Source organism: Pedobacter jamesrossensis, assembly GCF_042650905.1.
GTDB classification, from domain to species: domain Bacteria; phylum Bacteroidota; class Bacteroidia; order Sphingobacteriales; family Sphingobacteriaceae; genus Pedobacter; species Pedobacter jamesrossensis.
In genome coordinates this window covers 1-20,131 of sequence record NZ_JBHSBY010000016.1, presented here as the reverse complement: position 1 = coordinate 20,131, position 20,131 = coordinate 1, and the positions used below count along the sequence as shown (strand labels likewise).

The 20,131-nt window shown below is 35.4% G+C and carries 18 protein-coding genes and 1 riboswitch; of the genes, 9 read left to right on the top strand and 9 right to left on the bottom strand.

Features of this window, described 5'->3' with window-relative positions; translation table 11 throughout:
* Positions 1-34 precede the first annotated feature (34 nt).
* From ACFOUY_RS02350 to ACFOUY_RS02320, 7 genes are all read right to left on the bottom strand, one after another.
* Positions 35-457, bottom strand: coding sequence for a PIN domain-containing protein (locus tag ACFOUY_RS02350; protein ID WP_378958842.1), 423 nt, complete (start codon positions 455-457; stop codon positions 35-37).
* A gap of 3 nt (positions 458-460) precedes the next feature.
* Positions 461-721: a DUF6364 family protein gene (locus ACFOUY_RS02345; RefSeq protein ID WP_378958841.1), complete on the bottom strand. Its 261-nt coding sequence runs from the start codon at positions 719-721 to the stop codon at positions 461-463.
* A gap of 147 nt (positions 722-868) precedes the next feature.
* Positions 869-1,789, bottom strand: a complete 921-nt coding sequence (locus ACFOUY_RS02340) for a bifunctional 5,10-methylenetetrahydrofolate dehydrogenase/5,10-methenyltetrahydrofolate cyclohydrolase (protein ID WP_378958915.1) — start codon at positions 1,787-1,789, stop codon at positions 869-871.
* A 113-nt stretch (positions 1,790-1,902) separates the two neighbouring features.
* Positions 1,903-3,690 carry a translation elongation factor 4 gene (gene lepA / locus ACFOUY_RS02335; protein ID WP_378958840.1) on the bottom strand — a complete coding sequence of 596 codons (1,788 nt, stop codon included), beginning with the start codon at positions 3,688-3,690 and terminating at the stop codon, positions 1,903-1,905.
* Between the two features lie 202 nt (positions 3,691-3,892).
* Positions 3,893-5,137: a homoserine dehydrogenase gene (locus ACFOUY_RS02330; protein WP_378958839.1), complete on the bottom strand. Its 1,245-nt coding sequence runs from the start codon at positions 5,135-5,137 to the stop codon at positions 3,893-3,895.
* Between the two features lie 159 nt (positions 5,138-5,296).
* On the bottom strand, positions 5,297-6,379 hold the full coding sequence (locus tag ACFOUY_RS02325) for a homoserine O-acetyltransferase family protein (RefSeq protein WP_378958838.1): 1,083 nt from the start codon (positions 6,377-6,379) through the stop codon (positions 5,297-5,299).
* Between the two features lie 60 nt (positions 6,380-6,439).
* On the bottom strand, positions 6,440-7,750 hold the full coding sequence (locus tag ACFOUY_RS02320; RefSeq protein ID WP_378958837.1) for an O-acetylhomoserine aminocarboxypropyltransferase/cysteine synthase family protein: 1,311 nt from the start codon (positions 7,748-7,750) through the stop codon (positions 6,440-6,442).
* A 265-nt stretch (positions 7,751-8,015) separates the two neighbouring features.
* Positions 8,016-8,126: riboswitch (SAM riboswitch) on the bottom strand.
* A gap of 215 nt (positions 8,127-8,341) precedes the next feature.
* Between ACFOUY_RS02320 and ACFOUY_RS02315 the strand changes: the two genes are divergently transcribed.
* Complete coding sequence (locus ACFOUY_RS02315) at positions 8,342-9,349, top strand: hypothetical protein (protein ID WP_378958836.1); 1,008 nt, start codon at positions 8,342-8,344, stop codon at positions 9,347-9,349.
* 169 nt (positions 9,350-9,518) lie between these two features.
* Here ACFOUY_RS02315 and ACFOUY_RS02310 read toward each other — a convergent pair whose 3' ends face one another.
* Positions 9,519-10,634, bottom strand: coding sequence for a trans-sulfuration enzyme family protein (locus ACFOUY_RS02310; protein WP_378958835.1), 1,116 nt, complete (start codon positions 10,632-10,634; stop codon positions 9,519-9,521).
* Between the two features lie 124 nt (positions 10,635-10,758).
* On the opposite strand from ACFOUY_RS02310, the gene ACFOUY_RS02305 reads away from it, so the two are divergent.
* From ACFOUY_RS02305 to ACFOUY_RS02285, 5 genes are all read left to right on the top strand, one after another.
* On the top strand, positions 10,759-11,253 hold the full coding sequence (locus ACFOUY_RS02305) for a hypothetical protein (RefSeq protein WP_378958834.1): 495 nt from the start codon (positions 10,759-10,761) through the stop codon (positions 11,251-11,253).
* Positions 11,254-11,507: 254 nt separating this feature from the next.
* Positions 11,508-12,701: an aminofutalosine synthase MqnE gene (gene mqnE / locus ACFOUY_RS02300; protein WP_378958832.1), complete on the top strand. Its 1,194-nt coding sequence runs from the start codon at positions 11,508-11,510 to the stop codon at positions 12,699-12,701.
* 84 nt (positions 12,702-12,785) lie between these two features.
* Complete coding sequence (locus ACFOUY_RS02295) at positions 12,786-13,409, top strand: histidine phosphatase family protein (protein WP_378958831.1); 624 nt, start codon at positions 12,786-12,788, stop codon at positions 13,407-13,409.
* 146 nt (positions 13,410-13,555) lie between these two features.
* On the top strand, positions 13,556-14,299 hold the full coding sequence (locus ACFOUY_RS02290) for a menaquinone biosynthetic enzyme MqnA/MqnD family protein (RefSeq protein ID WP_378958830.1): 744 nt from the start codon (positions 13,556-13,558) through the stop codon (positions 14,297-14,299).
* 37 nt (positions 14,300-14,336) lie between these two features.
* Entirely contained in the window at positions 14,337-15,116 is a 780-nt protein-coding gene (locus ACFOUY_RS02285) for a Fic family protein (protein WP_378958829.1), read from the top strand.
* A 56-nt stretch (positions 15,117-15,172) separates the two neighbouring features.
* On the opposite strand, the gene ACFOUY_RS02280 is transcribed toward ACFOUY_RS02285, so the two are convergent.
* Complete coding sequence (locus ACFOUY_RS02280; RefSeq protein ID WP_378958828.1) at positions 15,173-15,487, bottom strand: HPF/RaiA family ribosome-associated protein; 315 nt, start codon at positions 15,485-15,487, stop codon at positions 15,173-15,175.
* 574 nt (positions 15,488-16,061) lie between these two features.
* On the opposite strand from ACFOUY_RS02280, the gene mutS reads away from it, so the two are divergent.
* From mutS to ACFOUY_RS02265, 3 genes are all read left to right on the top strand, one after another.
* Positions 16,062-18,677 carry a DNA mismatch repair protein MutS gene (gene mutS / locus ACFOUY_RS02275; protein WP_378958827.1) on the top strand — a complete coding sequence of 872 codons (2,616 nt, stop codon included), beginning with the start codon at positions 16,062-16,064 and terminating at the stop codon, positions 18,675-18,677.
* A 79-nt stretch (positions 18,678-18,756) separates the two neighbouring features.
* Positions 18,757-19,260, top strand: coding sequence for a C40 family peptidase (locus tag ACFOUY_RS02270; RefSeq protein WP_378958826.1), 504 nt, complete (start codon positions 18,757-18,759; stop codon positions 19,258-19,260).
* Positions 19,261-19,389: 129 nt separating this feature from the next.
* Positions 19,390-19,857 carry a TlpA disulfide reductase family protein gene (locus tag ACFOUY_RS02265; protein WP_378958825.1) on the top strand — a complete coding sequence of 156 codons (468 nt, stop codon included), beginning with the start codon at positions 19,390-19,392 and terminating at the stop codon, positions 19,855-19,857.
* Positions 19,858-20,131 lie beyond the last annotated feature (274 nt).

Genomic DNA, 20,131 nt, shown 5'->3' with positions numbered 1-20,131 from the left:
ATTCTTTTGTTGCCGTCGGTTTCACCTGACGGAATTAATTTAATAAATATCTTCTAAAAAAATCCTGACAATTTAAAACCTCAATATCAGAGAAATAGAAATCCTCAATATCTTCGGTAACGATGCATTTGCAATCTTTTTGTTGCGCTGCATAGTATTCCAAACCATCTTCAAAATCGTGAATTTTCTTATTCGATAAAGTATCTGAAACACCTTTTGATGAATTTTCAGCAATTTTAATATGCTGACAAAGTAAATTTATCTTTTGCTTAGCAAGCGCTGAGCTGTGTTTCTTTTCAGCAAAATAAAAAGCAATCGCTAAGCAAAGCGGCGAAGTATAAACCTCAAACTTTGGATGTGAAGCTAAACTCAAAATTCGTGAAGAATAGGTAAATAGAGGGTACTCTTTATTCAGCACTGAAACCAGCACATTTGCATCTAAAAATATTCGTAGCATCGATTATTTTTTAGAGGAAAAGAATGCATCCTTTGAGGATTTACGAGTAGCCTTAACTGTTTTTTTGTATTCAACTTCGCCCTCGGCAACCATGTTTACCCAATCGCTAATTGGATAATCTTCAAGCGATTTATATTCGGTTGCGGTAACTTGAGTGAGTAGGTGTTCGATTAAGCGAGATAAACTAATATTGTTATCTGCAGCGTATTTTTTAGCTTTAGTTACTACATCTTGGTTAAAGCTTAAAGTGAGTTTTGCATCCATTATTTTATTGTTTATACACAAATATAATAAATATACGTGTGGTTAAAAAATATTATACGTAAAAAAAGCAACTCATATTATGAATTGCTTTTGATGTTTTTAAACGGCAGAACTTCGGTTTAGTCTTTTAGCTTTTACCTTTCAGCTTTACGAATAGATTTCTTTTCTTGCTGATGCTAAAGTATTTTTCAATAATCCTACAATCGTCATCAAACCAACGCCACCTGGAACAGGAGTGATGAATGAAGACTTTGGAGCCACATCATCAAAATCTACATCACCATAAAGCTTAAAGCCAGATTTGGTTTCAGTAGAAGTTTCGCGGTTAATACCTACGTCGATGATAATCGCACCTGGTTTAACCATATCTGCAGTTACGAAATTCTTTTTCCCAATTGCTGCAATAACAATATCAGCTTGAAGAACTTGTTCCTTTAAATCTTTTGTGCGTGAGTGCGTAAGCGTTACCGTGCAGTTGCCTGGGTTAGCATTACGAGCCATTAAAATACTCATCGGACTACCAACAATATTACTTCTACCCACAACAACACAATGCATTCCTGTAGTATCGATATTGTACTCTTGCAACATCAATAAAATGCCATACGGCGTAGCTGGGATAAAACAAGGTAAATTACGCATCATTCTACCCAAGTTTACCGGATGAAAACCATCAACATCTTTACGATAATCGATTGTTTCTGTTACTTTTTCAGGGTCGATGTGTTTCGGTAAAGGCAATTGAACAATTAATCCATCAACATCAGCGTCCTGATTAATTTCTTCAATTTTGGCTAATAATTCTGCCTCAGTAACCGAATTATCATATCTATGAAGTGAGGATTTAAAACCCACCTTTTCACAGTTTTTCATTTTACTGGCTACATAAGTTTCGCTACCACCATCATTACCAACTAAAATGGCAACCAGATGCGGTTTTCTTCCCGTTTTACTTAAAAATTCAGCTGCCTCTTCGGCAATTTGAACTTTAACTTTTTCTGATACATATTTACCGTCTAATAGTACCCCTAAATCCCCTGAAGGGGACTTTGAATTTCCATCGTTCATATAACTTGCTCGTAATATGTTTATAATTTTATCCAATAAACTTATTAATAACCATTTGTTTTGGCTACTAATTTTGCCACCCTGCTTTTGCTCCCCCTTTAGGAGATAGGGGGTTAATCCAATTTTAAAACCGCCATAAATGCCGATTGCGGAATCTCTACGTTTCCAACCTGACGCATACGTTTTTTACCTTTTTTCTGTTTCTCTAGCAATTTACGCTTACGAGAAATATCGCCACCATAACATTTTGCAGTTACATCTTTACGCAAAGCGCTAAGCGTTTCGCGGGCAATAACTTTTGCACCGATAGAAGCCTGTATTTTAATTTCAAATTGCTGACGAGGAATTAGTTCTCTTAATTTCTCGCAAATTTTCTTTCCAAAATCGTAAGCGTTACTGCGGTGAATTAGTGAAGATAAAGCATCAACCGGCTCATCATTTAATAATAAATCCAAGCGCACTAATTCAGATTTACGATAACCAATTTGATGATAATCGAAAGAAGCATAACCTTTAGAAATTGTTTTCAGCTTATCATAAAAGTCGAATACAATTTCAGCCATTGGCATTTCAAAAACTAACTCCACTCTATCAGAAGTTAAATAAGATTGGTTTGTAATTGTACCTCTCTTCTGAATACAAAGCGACATTACTGGGCCAACAAATTCGGCTTTTGTAATGATATTTGCTTTGATAAAAGGCTCTTCAACGGAGTCTAATTTACTTGGATCAGGCAAATCTGATGGATTATTTACAATAATTTCGTCGCCTTTTGTAGTATGCGCAATGTACGAAACGTTGGGGACAGTTGTAATTACTGTCATATCGAATTCACGCTCCAAACGCTCCTGGATAATCTCCATGTGCAGCATGCCTAAGAATCCGCAACGGAATCCAAAGCCTAAAGCCGCAGAACTTTCTGGCTCGAAAACTATAGATGCATCATTCAATTGTAACTTGTGCATCGCCTCACGAAGTTCTTCAAACTCATCTGTATCAACCGGATAAATACCCGCAAAAACCATTGGTTTAACCTCTTCAAAACCTTGAATAGAATCTAAAGATGGCCTATCAACAGTTGTAATCGTATCGCCAACTTTTACTTCGCGAGCTTCTTTAATGCCAGAAATAATATAGCCTACATCACCAGTTTTAACCGAACTTCTCGGCGACATATCCAGCTTCAAAATACCCACTTCATCAGCTAAATATTGTTTTCCGGTATTGATGAATTTAACTTTATCACCTTTTTTGATCTCACCATTTACTACTTTATAGTAAGCAATAATACCCCTGAATGAGTTAAAAACAGAGTCGAAAATTAATGCTTGTAGTGGTGCTTCTGGGTCGCCAACCGGAGCCGGCACACGGTCTACAATTGCCTGAATAATATCAGGAATGCCCATTCCGGTTTTGCCCGATGCAGGGATAATATCTTCACGTTTACAGCCAATCAAATCAATAATCTGGTCTTTAACTTCCTCGGGCATTGCCCCAGGTAAATCCATTTTATTTAAAATTGGAATGATTTCTAAATCGTGTTCTAATGCTAAATATAAGTTAGAAATAGTTTGAGCCTGAATTCCCTGAGATGCATCTACAATAAGTAAAGCACCCTCGCAAGCGGCAATTGAACGCGAAACTTCGTAAGAAAAATCTACGTGTCCTGGCGTATCAATCAGGTTGAAATTATATTCAATATCTCCAACCTTATAGTTCATCTGTATGGCATGACTTTTAATGGTAATGCCCCGCTCACGCTCCAAATCCATGTTATCGAGCAATTGTGCCTGCGCTTCACGCTGCGAAATTGTCGCTGTATATTCTAATAACCTATCGGCCAAAGTGCTCTTGCCGTGGTCAATATGTGCAATAATGCAAAAATTACGTATATGCTTCATCTTTGCGCAAAGATATGCTTTTTAATGGAAAATTTAAGAGGAAAATAGATGAGGAAAAGTCTAATAAAGTTGTCTAAAATTAATGAAATTGAATGCTGTTGATTTCAACCAATTTAAAAAGATAAAACGTAAAAGGTCGGACTCGCTCCGACCTTTATGCTTAACAACAAAACAAATAAAAAAATTAATCTTAAAAAAAGTCTTAAAGTACAGCTAATTCTTCTGCAAAAACATTTTCAGCAACTTGTTCCTGCTTATAAATTTGTCTGCCCGTATAGGCAACAAAAACGTCTTTATCTAAAAGTAAATCTCTGTTTTTAATCAAGTTTTCGAGTTTTACAGTTCCAATCACATATTTAAAACTGCTTGCTGCATAGCGTTCGCTGATATCATCAAATTCTAATAATTTAATCAAGTCTTCATCAGCGTAGCGTAGGTAAATCTCTAGTAAAATATCCTCAGTATGTTTTACTCCATTTTCTGAATGATATTTTTTGTATTCATAACGATAATCGTAACGTAGTGCTGCAATATCTGAAAGCACTGCTGCACCCGTAGGATGACCACCTGCTCCTTTACCAAAAAAGAATTGTTTATCAGCAAAAGCAGCTTGAACAGTTACTGCATTGTATTCATTTTCAACGTTATATAAGAAATCATCTTTAGCTACCAATTTTGGTAAAACATAAGTTACGATTTCTTTTGTATTTACTTTACGAGCCGTTGGAACTAACTTTATTTTAAAATTTTTCTCACGAGCATATTTAATATCATTTGCTGAAAGGTTTTGGATACCGATATTCAAAATCGCATCGGGATTTACAAATAGACCATAAGCATGTGCAGTAGCAATGGCAAGCTTATATTTGGGGTCGTAACCTCCAACATCTAAAATTGGGTCGGTTTCTGCGAAACCTAAATCTTGTGCCTCCTTTAAAGCTGCATCGTAACTCTGGTCTTCATTAAATATTTTGGATAAAATATAATTAGACGAACCATTGAAAATACCGCTTAAAGCGTGGAAAAGTTCATTGTCATAATATTCTTCCAGATTTCTGATAATTGGAATACTACCACAAACCGCACCTTCATACAGTAGGGAAGTGCCATGCTTTTGTTGTAAATCTACCAACTCTTTTAAGTGAGTGGCTATCATTTTCTTATTCGCAGAAACTACATTTTTGCCGTTTTTTAAGGCAGCAGTTACGATTTCGTAAGCTGCATCTGCATCATTAATCAGTTCTACAATCGTATTGATTTCTGAGTTATTCAGAATCTCATTTTTATCGGTTGTAAATAATTCCTTATTAAGCGTACGTTTCTTTCTTGGGTCTTTTATTGCGATTTTAATAATCTCTAAGTTTAAGTTCTGACTTTGGATAATATCTAATAATCCTTGTCCTACAACTCCGAAACCAAATAAACCGATTTTTAAATTCTTACTCATGATTGTTTTATAGTATCAAGTAGCGAATATCAAGTATCCGGACTTGCCTTCACCAATATTCACCACTTTGTTTGTTAATTTTTTTACTAAACCTTTAATCTTCTTTAATTTCTGGCCAATTATTATTCGCTTTAGTCTTTCAGCTTTCCACTTTTAGCTCTAACCAGTATGTTGCAACTTAATAACCTTTTTATCTCTACTTTCTTTAATAAATGTTCCTATGATGTTGGTTAAAGCATTTGTTTCAATTAAAAAACCATCGTGACCATATTCTGAATGAATACTTGCAAATTCGGCATCTGTGATATTATCTGCCAAATATTTTTGCTCTGATATCGGGAACAGAAAATCATTTTCAATGCCAATCACTAAAGTATTAGCCTTAATCAATTTTAAAGCCTCAACAATACTTTTACGATTTCTGCCAACATTGTGGCTATCCATCGCTTTAGTTAAGTAATAGTAACTATGTGCATTAAAGCGGTTTATCAATTTTTCTCCCTGATAGTTTTGGTAAGATGATGCTCTGAAATTATCCGTTTTATCATTTACGCTTTCCACTTGCGTGTTGCCATAAGCATTATACGTTCTGTAACTCAAAAGTGCAATACTGCGAGCAGTTTTTAAGCCTTTACTTCCACCATCAGGTTGATTTGCAAAGAAAGTTCTATCAGTGGTAATGGCTAAACGCTGACTTTCGTTAAAAGCAATTCCCCAAGGAGAATGAGCTGCGTTTGTAGCAACCAGAATTAAGTTTTCTATTTTATTCGGTTCTATAATGCTCCATTCTACTGCCTGCTGACCGCCTAAAGAGCCACCAATTAAAAGTTTAATCGAATCGATTCCTAAATGCGTTGCTAAAAGTTGGTGTGCAGAAACAAAATCGCGAATGGTAAATTGCGGAAAAGATAAATAATAAGGCAAACCAGTTACTGGATTTGTACTTAAAGGATTAGTAGTCCCATAATTAGAACCCAAAACGTTTGCGCAAATAATATAGTGGTCGTTCGGGTTAAATAAGGCATTTTGTCCAAATAAGCCTTCCCACCATTCGAAAACATCCGCGTTAGCCGTTAAAGCGTGGCAAACCCAAATTACGTTGTCTTTTTTAGCGTTTAATTTGCCATAAGTTTGATAAGCGATTTGTAGGTTACGGATTTTCTTTCCGCTTTCTAATTTGAATTGTTTGGTATAATTATATACCCCAACCCCTAAAGGGGTCTTTGAGTTACTATTGGTCATACTATTGACTTTTATATTTTATTAGCCATATTTATCTCCCCCCTTTAGAGGATTGGGGGCTTAGGCTTGTAAATTAATTGCTGAAAATGCCTGCTCGAAATCGGCTTTAATATCATCGATATGCTCAATTCCGACAGAAACACGTAATGAATTAGGTTTAACACCAGCCGCTAATTGTTCGCTTTCGCTTAACTGCTGGTGTGTGGTTGCTGATGGCTGAATTATCAACGTTTTAGCATCGCCAACGTTTGCTAAGTGAGATATTAGTTTTAAATTATCAATTAATTGAGTTGCATTTTCTTTACTTCCGTTCAGCTCGAAAGATAAAACAGCTCCGAAACCATTGCTTAAATATTTTTTTGCTAGATTATTGTATTTGCTACTTGCTAAACCAGGGTAAGAAACCTCTTTAACTGCTGAATGATTTTCTAACCAAGTTGCTAATTCTAATGCATTATCTACGTGGCGTTGTACACGAAGTGATAAAGTTTCTAAGCCTTGTAATAAAAGGAAGGAGTTGAAAGGAGAAAGGGCCGGACCCAAATCCCTCAAGCCTTCAACACGGGCACGAATAATGAATTGTATATTTCCAAAAGGACCATTAATGCCGAAAACATCACTGAAAACCAAACCATGATAACCTTCTGAAGGTTCGCTAAATTGGGGGAATTTACCATTTCCCCAGTTGTAGTTTCCGCCATCAACAATTACACCTCCAATACTTGTTCCATGTCCGCCAATCCATTTTGTTGCCGATTCTACTACAATGTTTGCACCATGTTCTAAAGGTTTAAATAAATATCCGGCTGCGCCAAAAGTATTATCAACTACCAAAGGAATATCGTATTTCTTAGCAATTGCTGCGATTTTTTCAAAATCAGGCACACTGAAAGCAGGATTGCCGATGGTTTCTAAATAAATTGCTTTGGTTTTGTCTGTAATTTTAGACTCAAACTCTTCTGGTACATCTGGGTTTGCAAAATCTACGTGAATACCTAAACGTTTAAAAGAAACCTTAAATTGGTTGTAAGTACCGCCGTAAATATGAGATGATGACACGATGCTATCACCTACTTCTAAAATATTATTCAAAGCTATAAACTGAGCTGCTTGACCAGATGCAACAGCTAACGCCGCCACACCGCCTTCTAAAGCAGCAATACGTTTTTCGAAAACATCATTCGTAGGATTCATTATCCTGGTATAAATATTTCCAAATTCTTTTAATGCAAATAAATTTGCACCGTGCTCTGCGTTTTTAAAACCATATGAAGTAGTTTGATATATCGGCACAGCTCTAGAACCTGTGGTTGGGTCTATTTCTTGTCCAGCGTGAATTTGTAACGTTTCGAATTTATATGAAGTTGACATTTTTCTAATTTTTTAGTGTGTAAAGGCTTAATGATAATTTTTCCAAAATGATGAAAATCCTGGTATGTGTTGGCGTATCCCGATTTATCAGGACCTTCCAGTTTGAAAAAGAAACAAAAAAGGAAGTTTTTTAGATTATTGTATGCAACAGCACATACAAGTACTTGCCTGCATATCACAACAAATAAAAGAAAAAGAAATATTTTCTGCTTTGTTTAGACTGGGTTCGCTTTGCGATAGAAGATTTAATGTTTTCATCAGTTCTAATTTATATCTCCAAATAACACCATGTTATCTGGTCAGGATTTGGCACCTTCTCTTTCTGAGGGTTGCCAGTGGGTCACGGAGCCTGTCTCTCGCCACTTCTTTATAAATCAATCCGATTAAGATTGACTTTTATTTAGCTTTCTGCCAAATAATATTTCAAATGTGGGAAATTAATTTTAATTCACAAAATAAAATTCTGAAAATTAAATAAATTACTGAAAATGAATTGCCTAATTTTATATTGAAATGATAAAAGTAAATTTTTAACATAAATTTAACTGCTAAAACTCTAAGTTTGTGTTACCTAATAAAATCTAATCATTAATGAAAAATGCAAAAACCATTTGCTTAGCGTTGTCATTAGCCATTGCAAGCATAACAAACGCCAGTGCTCAATTCGGTGGATTAAAAGACAAATTATTAAAAGTTGGAACAGCCCAGGGCGCAAAAGCTTTAGGTGTAGATAAATTTTTAAAGCAGCCAGCGGCCATTACAACAGCTTTCGAAGATGTAAATCGTGAGGGGGAAATGATGCCCGATTTCAAAGCTACACTAAAAGCACAGCCTCTATATTTATTACCTAAAAATCCAGATGGTGGCTTCATACTTTGCGAAGGTTTATACGAAATGACCAACAAAAGCTATTGCTTAAAAGCTGGAACTTTTGCACCATCTAAAGGTGATGGATACATGTTTGCGCCAGTTTTAGGTCCGAAAGAAGAAATTGTTATTGCTGTTTTAAAAAGCGCAGAAAAGCATCAAGATGTAGAACAACACGATATTCAGGTTTTGCTTTGGACTATCATCGCCAGAACAAAATTTGCCGATTATGCTGGTCAGGTTAAGCTAACGGCCATCAAACTTTTAACACCGAAACAGCTTACTCAATTAGAAGGCGGTGCCTTAGGTATTTTACCTTTCGATGTAATGGAGAAAGCGAAAGACCAATTGCCTTCGGGTCTAAAAGCCGTTTTCGAAGCCGAAAATAATATCCGTCAACTGGTTTCTTCTGGCAATTACACTTATGCAGATATGGAGAAATATGCGATTATTGCTGGGATGGCTCCTCCTCGTGCGGATGTGCCGAGTGGTATCTGGACAAAACATCCCGATGGTTATTATGTGCGTTATTTTCCTTCTGGCTATTCGATTACCAGGGTACAAGTTTATGTGCCCAAAGAATTAATTACAGCAGGAAATACACTTATTTACGATGCCGCTGGCGATATTGCTTGTCCTGCTAATACAGGCTCGCAACGTTTAGCACAAACAAATGAACCGTTAAATCCTAATTATGGCTTAAAGTTAACGACCATTTGTAATACGAAATAGAATTTGCAAAGGAGCGGTTCTGTAATCCTTGGAGAATTTCAGTCCCGCACCAAAGGCATCCCTTTGGGATTATGTACTTCAATCTTTTTCAAACTTCTACCATGCTGAGGTACGAAGCATCTGTTTCATCGTTTGCAGATTGCTTCATGCCTTGCCATGACGAATTTAATTAACCCAATGCCTGCTCTAAATCTGCGATAATATCATCTACATGTTCTAGCCCAACCGAGATTCTTAGTAAATTCTTTGGTGTTTTGCTATCTGGCCCCTCAACAGAGTAACGATGCTCGATTAAGCTTTCTACACCACCTAAACTGGTTGCCTGTGCAAATAACTGAACTTTGTTAACCACTTTGCTGGTGACCTCCACATCGCCTTTAACTAAAAAAGACATCATTCCACCGAAATCTTTCATTTGCTTTTTCGCAATCTCATGTTGCGGATGACTTTCTAGACCTGGGTAAAAAACAGCCTCCACATTTGGATGATTTACCAAAAAATGAGCAACTTTTTTCCCGTTTTCGCAATGGCCTTTCATTCGGTAAGCTAAAGTTTTTATACTTCTGCAAAGTAAAAAGCAATCGAACGGTGATGGAACTGCGCCGCCGGTTTGTTGTACGTTTTTAATTTTCTCCCAAAGCTCATCTTTTTTAGCAGTTACTAAAATTCCACCTAGAATATCACTATGACCTCCGAGATATTTAGTACTGCTGTGCATCACAATATCGGCACCTAACAAAATCGGATTTTGTAAAACAGGAGAGGCGAAAGTGCTATCACAAGCTAAAGTAATGTTGTGTGCTTTTGCTATTTTAGCAATCTCTTCAACATCTGTAACCTTTAATAATGGGTTTGATGGTGTTTCAATCCATATTAATTTTGTGTTCGGCTTAATGCTCGATTTTATCAGGTTCAAATCCGTTTGGTCAACAAAATCGAATTCTAAAGTTTCGTTAAAAATGGTTAATAATTGCTTTTTAATTCCCCAATACATATCATCAGGAGCAATAATATGGCTGCCAGGTTTTAAAGCCTGAAATAAACTCATGCCGCAATTATTTCCAGAAGCAAACGCTGCTGCATCTTCTCCATACTCTAATTTAGCTACAGTGTTTTCTAAAGCAGACCGGTTTGGATTACTTACCCGACTATACATATGTCCACCTGGATAACTGCCATTTTCATCGCGAAAAAAAGTTGTAGATAAATTTATTGGAGGTGTAACATCTCCGGTTGTATTTTTAACAAGATTAGAGGCATGAATAGCAAGGGTTTCGGGTTTCATAATTATATTTTGTTATTGAAGATATTTATGTTCGCAATTTAATAATTTGATGCTAATTTTTAGATCCAAATTGTTTTGGCAAGATTTATGTGTTTATTCTAGCGAAAATTAAATTAAACAAAAAATGAAAAGATTATTTATAGCTATCGCAATAGCATGTTCTACTTTAGTAATGATGCAAAGTTGTAACACGGCGAAAAGAGTAACTGCAGGTGTAACAGGTAGCAGAGGTACAGTAGTACGTGACTGGGTTGTAAGCAATGTTGCTTTGGAAGGTTTGCCAGATGGCGCAGTACAAGGTTTATTTGGAGAAAAATCTTACAAATGTTTTCAAGGCAGTACATGGAACTTAACCAACAGCGGAAATGGTTCTTATACTTTACCAGCATCAAGTACTTGTGGATCGGTAATGCAAACTATTTTTTGGTCGGCCGCTCCTAAAGACCAGACTTTCCAGTTTAAGAAAATTTATGAAGGTGATAAAGCTAAAAACGTAACTGAAGGTTATCGTTTAGTTTTAACTGAACTTTCGAGCACACAAATGGTTTTAAAATCACCAATCGAATTCGGTGGTAAAACTGCGAACATTGTTTTAACATTTGTTCCTGCTGCAAGATAATTTCATTCACCTATGAAATATGTTGAGAAAGCGCTTCTGAAAAGAGGTGCTTTTTTTGTTGGAGTTGGTTTTTTAACCACAGATAAAAAGGATGAACACAGATATAAATTTATAAGTCTATCAGTTTTTTAATTTATAGAAGAATAGATATCTGTGATTATCTGCGGTTAATTTGTTTTCAATCGCTGTTTGTTACAAGAAAATGATTTTCAAATCGCCTCAATATTGTATTTTTGTTCAAAATAAAATCAGGAATGACAACAACTGCACAAGTTGAAAAAATATTAGCTGATACTCAATTATCAACTGAACTACAAAACATCGCACATAAAGTTCTTCACGGAGAACGAATAACCTTTGATGAAGGTGTTTACCTTTACGAGCATGCCGAATTAGGTTATTTGGGTGTACTGGCAAATTTTATCAGAGAAAAAAAGCATGGCGATAAAACTTATTTTAATAGAAATTTCCATTTAGAACCGACAAATCTCTGTGTTTACGATTGTAAATTCTGTTCTTATTCACGTTTAATTAAGCAAAAAGAAGAAGGTTGGGCTTTAACAATGGAACAAATGCTGGATATCGTTAAAAAATATGATAACGAACCTGTAACAGAAGTGCATATTGTTGGTGGTGTTTTACCACAATATGATGTAGCTTTCTATTCAGCATTATTTACAGCGATTAGAGAACATCGTCCTGAGTTACATGTCAAAGCGTTAACGCCGGTAGAATATCATTACATCTTTAAAAAAGCTAAAATCGATTATGCAACGGGTATGAAGTTGATGAAAGAGGCTGGTTTACAATCTATGCCGGGCGGTGGAGCAGAAATTTTTCATCCAGAAATTCGGGAACAAATTGCTAAAGATAAATGTACTGGCGAGCAATGGCTGGCGATACATGAAGAATGGCACAAACTAGGTATGAGAAGTAACGCAACAATGCTTTATGGACATATCGAAAAATTCGAGCATCGTGTAGATCACATGGAAAAACTTCGTCAATTGCAAGACAAAACAGGTGGTTTCCAAACTTTTATTCCATTGAAATTCAGAAATCAGCATAATCAAATGAGTAATATACCTGAAGTCTCTGTAATAGAAGATTTAAGAAATTATGCTATTGCTCGTATTTACATGGATAATTTCGACCATATTAAAGCTTATTGGGCAATGATTAGTCGCGAGACTGCACAACTGTCTTTAAATTATGGCGTAGATGATATTGACGGTACTTTAGACGATACCACAAAAATTTACTCAATGGCTGGAGCTGAAGAGCAAACACCTGCAATGAGTACTAAAGAACTTGTTAATTTAATTAAGCAGGTTGGCAGAATAGCAATAGAACGCGATACTTTATATAATGTGGTTACCGATTTTGAAAACGTGGTTTTCGAAGAAGAAAAGAAACCAGCTTATTATAAACTGCCTGTCGTTAATTAATTTTGGATGATTGAGTTTCGAATGAGTGAAGGTTTTCGCTATTTAAAATTCAATCATTCTCTAATTCAAAATTTAATTTTTTAAATGAAGAGTATTTATATCATCCGTCACGGCGAAACAGAACTAAATAAACAAGGGATAGTACAGGGCAGAGGAATTAACTCTGATTTGAATGACACAGGTAGAGCGCAGGCTGAGGCTTTTTATCAAACTTATAAAAATATTCCCTTCGATAAAATTTACACTTCTGATTTAAAACGTACCTGGCAAACTGTTCAAAAATTTATTCATTCTGGTTTACCCTGGGAAAAACTCTCAGGTTTAGATGAATTGGCTTGGGGCATTTGGGAAGGTCAGCCAAATAGCGAAGAAGCTCGTGATGCTTTTCGTGAAATGCTTAAAAGCTGGGAAGATGGAGATTATACTGCTCATTTTGAAGGTGGAGAAAGCGTTCAGGATGTTTACGAACGCTTGAAACAACCGATGGAAGTTTTATCTACCCGACCTGAAGAAGAAACGGTTTTACTTTGTATGCACGGCAGAGCGATGCGTGTTTTCTTGTGCTTACTTTTAGATAAACCGTTAAGCGAAATGACTGAATTTCCACATCAAAATACAGTTCTTTATAAAATGGGTTTTGAAGATGGAAAGTTTACCATACTTGAGTTTAATAGTGCGGTTCATTTGGATGGATTAGTGATTGGGTAATTAAATGCCATGGTTCGTGGAGACACGAACCATGGCATTTAAAAATCGTCATTGCGAGGCACGAAGCAATCCCATAAATAAATTGAAAGAAGATTGCTTCGTGCCTCGCAATGACGGCATTTTTTAAAAATAGTAAAAACAACACCTTGAATAAGATTAAAATATCGGCAGTTGCCTATACCAATACCAAAGCTTTTATTTACGGATTAGAGCATTCAGATATCATCAATAAAATAGATTTAAGCTTAGACATTCCATCCGATTGTGCTGCTAAAGTAATTAGTGGCGAGGTAGATATGGGTTTAATGCCTGTAGCTGCTATTCCATTTGTGCCAAATGCCAACATTGTTGCCGATTATTGTATTGGTAGCGACGGGGCTGTAAACTCTGTATTTATTTTCAGCGATGTTCCGGTTGAAGAAATTAAAACTTTGAGGTTAGATGCGCATTCCAGAACATCCAATAACCTGGCAAAAGTTTTGCTTAAATTCTATTGGAAACAAGATGTAGAATTTACAACAGACCTAAATGCAAAAGCGGATGCTATTGTTTTAATTGGCGATAGAACTTTCGGTAAAAAGGATGATTATGCTTTTGTTTACGACATGGGCGAAGAGTGGAAAAATTTTACAGGCTTGCCTTTCATGTACGCTGCTTGGGTAGCGAATAAAGAAATTTCGCAAGAATTTAAAACTGAATTTAATATCGCTTTAAAATTTGGTTTAGCACATAGAAATGAAGTTTTAAAAGACTTACCTCAAACTCTAAACTTCGATTTAGAAGATTATTTGTACAACAAACTTCAATTTGAAGTTACGGATGATAGAAAGAAAGCAATGAATTTATTTTTGGGTTATATTGAGGAGTTGGAAAAATCAGTAGCTTTTTAAGGAACCAAAGCTTAAATTAGCCTAAATCTATTCTAGAATGCTTGATGAACTTAAGATTATTTCAGTTGACTTATTAGACGAATATTGCTCAAAGGTGGATGATAATTTGTCAGCAAAATTCGAAAGTTTACACGATGCGGAAATTTCTACCGAATCTTTTAATTTTTATACTTCTGTATCTGCTATTGCATCCTCACGTATTGAAGGAGAGCAAATGGAGGTTGATAGTTATATTAAACATAAAATGCTAAATATAGAATATCAATCTGATTTAGTTCAAAAGCCAAATGATTTATATAGCGCTTATATTTTTGCACAAAACAATAGTTTAACTAATAGTAACTTCCTAAGTGCTCACAAATTAATAAGTAAACATTTATTGCCAATTAATAAACAAGGTACCTACCGAAAGGGTAATATGTTGGTTATGGAACATAAAACTGGTCGAATTCAATACGAAGCGGCATTCGGAAATGAAGTAGAAAAACTTTCAGACTTATTATGGCATGATATTCAGAAGCTGATTAAATGTGAACTTAACCATAAACAGGTTTTTTATTTCGCATCATTTATTCATATTGTGTTTGTTAATATTCATCCTTTTGAAGATGGTAATGGTAGAGCGGGAAGATTATTAGAGAAATGGTTTTTAGCTGAAAAGCTTGGATACAAAGCTTGGTATGTTCAGAGTGAATTAAACTATTATACAAACGTTAATGAATATTATAGAAATCTTAATCGTTTAGGTGTTTTTTTTGAAAAACTTGATTACACTAAAGCTATGCCATTTTTATTAATGTTGCCAAGTTCTTTATAGGAATTAACATAAAACAAAAAATGCGATTCTGGAGTGTCAGAATCGCATTTTTTTATTTAGTGCGTTTTAAGCTTTCCTGCAATGGTTTCTAACTTGCTTTTTAATTTGCTAATAGCACCGTTAAGTGCTACATCGTAAGTGCTACCAAGGTTGGTTACAGCAAATGGTTCTTTTCCAGAAATTCGTGCTTCCAACAAACAACGTTTATCTTCTAAACCATCTTTACTGCCGTTCTCGTCTGTAAAATGAACTTCTAAACGGGTAATTAAATCATCAAACCTCGCTAAGCCATCGTTAATGGCAGCTTTAATTTTATCTTCGTATTCTTGGTGTATAGTTAAGTTTTTGTCGGTGTTAAGTTGAATCGTCATAATTTATAATATTAGGTTAAACTATACTAATCTAACATTTTGATGAGCAAAACGTTTTAATTTTACAGTCATAATTATTAAAGCACTGGTTTTCAGACTAACTTTAATTTTAAACCTAATAATAACTGAAATGCTTTTAAATAGCAGCAACCTTCAATAAGCTGTTATGCTAAGGTACCAAGCATCTGTAAGCCATAAAAATAGATGCTTCGTACCAACCATTGACGTAATATATAATGATGTTTTAAACTATCTAAGAAAATCCAAGGTGCTCCGTGGTCTGTGTCTTCACAGAACATAATCATTCATTCCCTTAGTTTAGTTACTGTTAACGTCATTTATATCGATTTTTATGAAATAAATTAACCTTCAGCATGACAGTAGTTTTTAAAAGATTGATTGTATAGGGCAGGTTTAGCCAAATGAGTTGAACCATCCGTTTTCAAATAAGGGTAATTGATTAGCTATTATGATCTGATGATCGAAATACAAACATTTATTCAATTTTTCAACAAAATAGCCATTAAAAGTATAATCGTGCTATCTTTATGGCTTTTGCAAATTAATTTCAGTTTTGGCTAAAGACACGAATAAAGAAACCCCATTAATGCAACAATACAACGCAATTAAAGCGAAGTATCCGGGTGCATTGCTACTTTTTAGAGTAGGCGATTTTTACGAAACCTTTGGCGAAGATGCCATCAAAACATCCCAAATTTTAGGTATTGTACTTACAAGAAGAGGCACAGGGCCAAATGGTGGAGCGTTAGAATTGGCCGGTTTTCCGCATCATTCTTTAGATAATTATTTGTCGAAATTGGTGAGGGCAGGGCAGCGTGTAGCCATTTGCGACCAGTTGGAAGACCCGAAAACAACTAAAACGATTGTTAAACGTGGTGTCACCGAGTTGATTACGCCAGGCGTAGCTTATGGTGATAATATTGTAAACCAAAAATCGAATAACTTTTTGGCTTGTGTTTACTTTGATAAAACTCAGTTAGGCATTTCTTTTCTAGATATTTCTACGGGTGAATTTTTGATTGCGCAAGGTAACAGCGATTATATTGATAAGCTTTTGCAAGGTTTTAAACCTAGCGAAGTTATTTTTCAGAAATCTAAACGTCAGGTTTTTACGGAGAATTTTGGCGATAGGTTTTATACTTTCGGTTTAGATGAATGGCCGTTTACAGCTGATTATGGAAATGAAACCTTAATGAAACATTTCGAGGTTACTTCTTTGAAAGGTTTCGGGGTTGAGCGTTTACAAAGTGGAATCATTGCTGCTGGTGTTATTTTACATTACTTAGGCGAAACGGAGCATCGAAATTTACAACATATTACTTCTATTAGTAGGATAGAAGAAGACCGCTACATGTGGTTGGATAGGTTTACGATTCGTAATTTGGAATTGGTGAATTCGCCAAATGATAATGCGGTAACTTTATTCGATATCCTCGACCATACTTGTACCCCGATGGGTGCCCGGTTGTTGCAAAAATGGATTATTATGCCATTGAAAGAGTTAAAACCCATCCAGGAGCGCCTGGGCATGGTCGATTATTTCGTGCAGCATAGCGAATTACAATCTGAATTTTTAACGCATATTAAACAAATTGGTGATTTAGAAAGATTGATTTCTAAGGTTGGTTTGCAGCGTGTTGGGCCCAGAGAATTGGTTGCTTTGAAGAGAGCACTTTATCATATTGAGTCGGTTAAAAAATTAGCGGCAGATTCTAAAAATCCTTTCCTAATTAAAATTGCTGACCAGTTAAATCCTTGTTTAGCTATCCGCGAACGCATTGAAAGGGAGCTGCAGCCAGAACCACCAGCTTTATTAATTAAAGGAAATGTGATTTCTGACGGGATTGATGAAGATTTGGACCGATTGAGAAAAATTGCTTTTGGAGGTAAAGATTATTTAGTAACGATACAAAAACGTGAGGCCGAGGCAACGGGAATTCCATCTTTAAAAATTGCCTTTAATAATGTTTTTGGCTATTATTTAGAGGTTACGCATACTCATAAAGATAAAGTTCCGGAAGGTTGGATTCGTAAGCAAACTTTGGTTAACGCAGAGCGATATATAACACCAGAACTTAAAGAATATGAAGACCAGATTTTAGGTGCGGAAGAGAAAATTCAGGCGATTGAAATTCGTTTATATAATGAATTGATGTACGAAACGGCAAGTTATATTAAACCGATTCAGTTAGATTCTTTTCTAATTGCGCAATTAGATTGCTTGTTGTGTTTCGCTCAATTAGCAGAGAAAAATCACTACAATAAACCTAAGGTTACTAACGATAAATTGCTTGATATTAAGGGTGGAAGACACCCCGTTATTGAAAAGCAGTTGCCTGTCGGTCAAGAATACATTACCAATGATGTTTATTTAGATACCGATTCACAACAGATTATCATGATTACTGGCCCGAATATGGCGGGTAAGTCGGCTATTTTGCGCCAAACAGCGTTAATAGTTCTGATGGCGCAAATGGGTTGTTTTGTTCCGGCAAAGGATGCCGAAGTTGGAATTGTAGATAAGATTTTCACCCGTGTTGGTGCGTCCGATAATATTTCGTCAGGAGAAAGTACGTTCATGGTCGAAATGAATGAAACCGCCAGTATCTTAAATAATATTTCGGATGATAGTTTGATTTTATTGGATGAAATCGGTCGCGGAACGAGCACTTACGATGGTATTTCAATTGCCTGGGCAATTGCAGAATTTCTACATCAGCACCCAACAGCAAGGCCGAAAACTTTATTTGCTACGCATTATCATGAGTTAAATGAGTTGGCGAATACCATGCCCCGAATTAAGAACTTTAATGTTTCGGTTAAGGAAATGACTAACAAGGTTATCTTCTTAAGAAAATTAGTTCCTGGTGGAAGTGAGCATAGTTTTGGTATTCATGTAGCAAAAATGGCTGGTATGCCACCAAAATTGATTGGCAGAGCAAATGAGATTTTAAAGAAATTAGAAATCGATAGAACTGAAGGACAGAGTATTAAGGATAGCATCAAAAAAGTTCAAAATCAGGCTTACCAATTACAAATGTTTGCCATTGATGACCCGGTTTTAGTAAAAATTAGAGATACACTTAATAATTTGGATGTAAATGCGTTAACTCCTGTAGAGGCGTTACTTAAATTAGATGAAATACAGCGATTGATAAAAGATAATTAACTGTAAAATAATTAGCTAAGGAAAACAGGAATTAGCTTTTTCTGTGAATTCCGTATTTCCATGGCAACGAAATAATAATATGATTAAAACGAAACGGACTACTTCCTTTTGGTTGATGATAATTTTTATACTTATTTTATCTTCATGCGGAACAAGGAAATACACTGTTAAAAGTGATACTAAAGCTTCAAAAGCTGCCGATGCTATGGCAAGTTTAAAAAGTAAACCACTTTACCGTTTTATTAACGATTGGGCCGGGGTAAAATATCGATTTGGTGGTTTAGATAAAAGTGGTATTGATTGTTCTGGTTTTGCTTTTCTTTTAGAGAAAGAAATTTATGGTGTTACTTTACCAAGAATCTCCCGTGAACAGGCTAACTTTGCTCGTAAAAAGAGTATTAATAATTTAGAAGAGGGCGATTTAGTTTTCTTTTCTTTTGGAGGAGGTAGTGTAGACCATGTTGGTATTTACCTAAATAATGGTTTTTTCGTCCATGCAAGTACAACAAGAGGTGTAATTGTAGATGATTTGAATTTACCTGCTTACCAAAGAGCGTTGGTTAAAACAGGTTCGGTTAACTAATATTCCTTTGGTTGAAACCAAACGGTAATTAACATTATACATATTTATTCATCATCCATTTCATGTTGGCCTGCTTTTATGAATGTAAAATGATTTCTACCTAAACCCTAAAGAATTCAGTATAAAACTATGCGTTTCATTTATATAATCTTCTTTTCTCTAATTAGTTATTCTGTAAATGCTCAAGTGAAATTATTGACAGTTGATGAGCTTGATAAACGCATCGCTAAAGGAAAAGATACCACTTACGTTATAAATTTTTGGGCAACCTGGTGTTCGCCTTGTGTTGCAGAGTTGCCTAATTTTGAAAAGCTTAGGATTGAAAACCTAAATAAACCTGTGAAAGTACTTTTGGTAAGTTTGGATTTTAAATCGAAACTGCAAAACAAGGTAATTCCATTTGTAGAAAAAAACCAAATTAATGCAGAGGTTTTCCTTTTAAACGAACCAGACCAGCAAGCTTATATTCAAAGAATTGATAAAAAATGGTCTGGTGCAATACCTGCAACATTATTTGTTCATAAAAAGGTAAGGCAATTTTACGAAAAGGAATTTACTGAAACCGAATTAAAGAAAACACTGATAAACATGAAATAAGTGTTTTCTTTAAATATTCACGTCATTGCGAGTCACGAAGCAATCCCGTTTCTAATAGATTGCTTCGTGACTCGCAACGATTGTATTGAAATTTAAAAATTAGTAGCAGTAGCTAAAGCTTTCCAGTCTTCCATATCTTTTTTTACATCTACAATTTTTGCTTCTGCAACGTAAGCAGCCTACCAAGTACATCTTTTAAATAACTTTCGCGATGTTTTTCTTTGCATAAAAGAAATATATGAGAACATCAGAAGAAAAAATGTTAGCAGTTGAG